The organism is Pseudomonas kitaguniensis (genome assembly GCF_009296165.1).
Taxonomy (GTDB): Bacteria; Pseudomonadota; Gammaproteobacteria; order Pseudomonadales; family Pseudomonadaceae; genus Aquipseudomonas; species Aquipseudomonas kitaguniensis.
On sequence record NZ_VUAZ01000180.1, the window covers coordinates 1 to 2,750 of the forward strand.

Below are 2,750 nucleotides of genomic sequence, written 5' to 3' on the forward strand. Positions count from 1 at the left end.
GCACAGTTTGAAGAAGCCGGTCCCAGTGGTTCATACCTGGCTGGGGTTGAAACTGGAAAGCTGTTGAGTGATATGGCGGGTGTTCTTTCAGTTGGCGGGGGAGTCGTGAAGGGCGGCGCCTTGCTGGCGGAAAAGGTCGCTGCTAAGGTCACCAAGGCCGAGTTCGAGGCGGTGGCAAAAGGCATTTCTCCGGTTGTCACTGCCGAGGGGAAAATTGGGGATGCAGCATTTACTGATGTAAACCAAACAGCTCGCCCAATTGCTCAGGCAAATCCAGATGAGCCAACCCTGATATCTGATCGAGTAGCGACCAAGATTGAAGCAGCAGGAAAACCGTTGCCGAACGGAAATATGGCCGACGCTCATGCAGAAATTGGAGTCATACAGCAGGCATATAATGCTGGCAAGACCCAGGGGGCTGATATGGCTATGAGCGTTGCAGGTAAAGACGTATGTGGTTTTTGCAAAGGTGATATAGCAGCAGCGGCGGAAAAAGCCGGATTGAAATCTTTAACTGTTCAGGCGATGGACGACGTAACAGGATTACCAAAAAAATATAATTGGGTGCCGGGAATGCGGTCGATTAAGGAAGTGCCATGAGTATGGTTTTTGGAGGTTATATTGTTGACTCTAATGGCGGTCGCCATCAGCTAGAAGTTTTCGTGGATCCTGAAGAGTTTTTTATTCGGGACGTATTGAGTTCTATCAGTGAGCACTCCGGCGTTATCACGATGCGGCGTCAGTTGGAATGTGAAGGTCAGCCCTATGAGTTGGTACTGTATTTTGAGAGTGGAAATTTCTTACTGATGCTTAGCGAATATGATAGAGAGGGTGAGCATGGAGTGAGAACTTTAACTGATCTCAACTCGAAAAACGAACTAGTCAGTATTTTAGGTGAGATGTATCCTGCTAGGGCGGTCACGCGTGATGTAGAGCTTGTTTGTACTGTTTTTATAGAATTCGCTCGTGCAGGAAATGTGTCCGTAGATATCATGGCGTAAGCTCCACCCAATGTCATCTGACTAGTTGGTGCAAAAGGTGTAGGAGCGCTATCGAATGATATTCTAGTCGACGCGCGTATTGGGAATGGTACGAAGGGGCAAGGTAGCGGAAACAAAGTAGACCAACTTCCGAATAAACAAGTTGTTGGAGCTGATGGTAAACCAATACCTGTGTACTCAGAGCCAGAAAGGCTCAATGGTCCTTATGCGACTCAGGAGTTCCCCTCGACTCCGGTTGCGCATGGTTTTCCCGATATTGTCGATAACTATGCAAATAGTGCGGCTAATTTTTCTCTCAACAATGGCTCGTCGCTTTACCAAGTATCAGGCAGCTACAACGGTGTGTCGGGTAGGTTTGAATGGATCGTAGATCCGAAGTTGTGCGGTGGAACATGCAGAATGTTTGTACCAAATGGAACTATTAACGGTATGCCGGTGAAACCATGATTCAAGCAGTTTTTGAGCGAATTACCAAATGTGGCTTGACCGACTGGGCCGTTTTGCTTAAGGGGGTCTGTGGTGTTCCTAGCCTTTCGGGGAAATTGCCAACGTCTTGTGTGGAAGACTTTGCAAGCGCTGAACTTGAAAAGGTTGCTGGGAATAATCCCTTGCTCGATGTGATTGTTAGTTTAGCTAACGATAGTGATCTGCCTTTATCTGAGCTATGCCCACAGTTGAAAAAAATGAGCGATTTTCAAAATGCAGAAGTGCAACGAGCTAAAAGAATATGGCGAGCGTTTGCATTGGAAGAATTATTAGCAAATCTGGACTCTGACCCGCTCTATGGGTTGATAAAGTTGTCTGAGTTTTGGTCAGGCTGGGATTGGCCTGCTGATGCTCCACTGTCGATGATCCCTGGTGCGATGACTTTGCCGCAGAATCAATACCACTCTGCATCGAACTATGATCACGTTGTTCATGAGCATGAACAATGGTTGAAAGATGAGCTGGTTGCTTTGAGCTGTAGAAAAGCTTTAACTTGATCAGGCACTATCGACACCGGCGTTGGCCGGTGCGTTTGCACCCTTTTTGCCGCCTGTAGCCTTTTTGCAGTCCTTTTGCCTCCTTCTGTCTACCACCCTGCACCCTGACGACTGATCTCCTCGATTGCATTCCTAAACGCGCCGCCCGTCGTTGACTAGATGGGATTATGGATCGCTTACGATTGCAGGTGGTGACCTGAGCGGTGCAGTGACGGGCGCGCAAGCGGGTAGTAATGCTGTTCAGAACAACTACCTGAGCAAGGCGCAGAAAGCTCAGCGTGACGCGGAAATGGCCGGCTGCGAGGGCACGGTTTGCCGGACAGGAACTGCGACCAAGTGGATGGCGATCGACATCGCGCAAGACGCCAGTTTTACAGCAGGTACTGCCGCTGGCGCTGTGTTGGGGCTGAATGACGCCGTTGATAGCATCGTGCACACCGCGGGCAACCTTGGGGAAACGTACGCGGCCCTCAAGGTCGTGGTTGAGAGCGGCGGCGTTTGGGATTCGGTCAAACAGACGTACATCGACCGCATTGATACATTGCAGGCACAGTTTGAAGAAGCCGGTGCCAGTGGTTCATACCTGGCTGGGGTTGAAACTGGAAAGCTGTTGAGTGATATGGCGGGTGTTCTTTCAGTTGGCGGGGGGGTCGTGAAGGGCGGCGCCTTGCTGGCGGAAAAGGTCGCTGCTAAGGTCACCAAGGCCGAGTTCGAGGCGGTGGCAAAAGCTTCGACGGACAGGCCGCCACTGACGAGCAATAGTGGT

At 50.2% G+C, this 2,750-nt stretch carries 4 protein-coding genes; all 4 read left to right on the forward strand.

The genetic code is table 11. The features are described from left to right. The coding region (locus F0169_RS25405) for a cytidine deaminase-like fold-containing protein (protein WP_206670187.1) at window positions 1-600 on the forward strand (600 nt) is incomplete at its 5' end. Continuing rightward, window positions 597-1,001: a DUF6911 family protein gene (locus F0169_RS25410; protein WP_152747953.1), complete on the forward strand. Its 405-nt coding sequence runs from the start codon at window positions 597-599 to the stop codon at window positions 999-1,001. The genes F0169_RS25405 and F0169_RS25410, both read left to right, overlap by 4 nt. Window positions 1,002-1,444: 443 nt before the next feature. After that, entirely contained in the window at window positions 1,445-1,984 is a 540-nt protein-coding gene (locus tag F0169_RS25420) for a DUF2247 family protein (RefSeq protein ID WP_152747954.1), read from the forward strand. Between the two features lie 151 nt (window positions 1,985-2,135). Continuing rightward, the coding region (locus F0169_RS25425; RefSeq protein ID WP_172979554.1) for a VENN motif pre-toxin domain-containing protein at window positions 2,136-2,750 on the forward strand (615 nt) is incomplete at its 3' end.

What these genes read in the sequence shown, in the direction of transcription:
- F0169_RS25410 (WP_152747953.1), top strand. Translation starts at nt 597, where the DNA reads ATGAGTATGGTTTTTGGAGGTTATATTGTTGACTCTAATGGCGGTCGC.
- F0169_RS25420 (WP_152747954.1), top strand. Translation starts at nt 1,445, where the DNA reads ATGATTCAAGCAGTTTTTGAGCGAATTACCAAATGTGGCTTGACCGAC.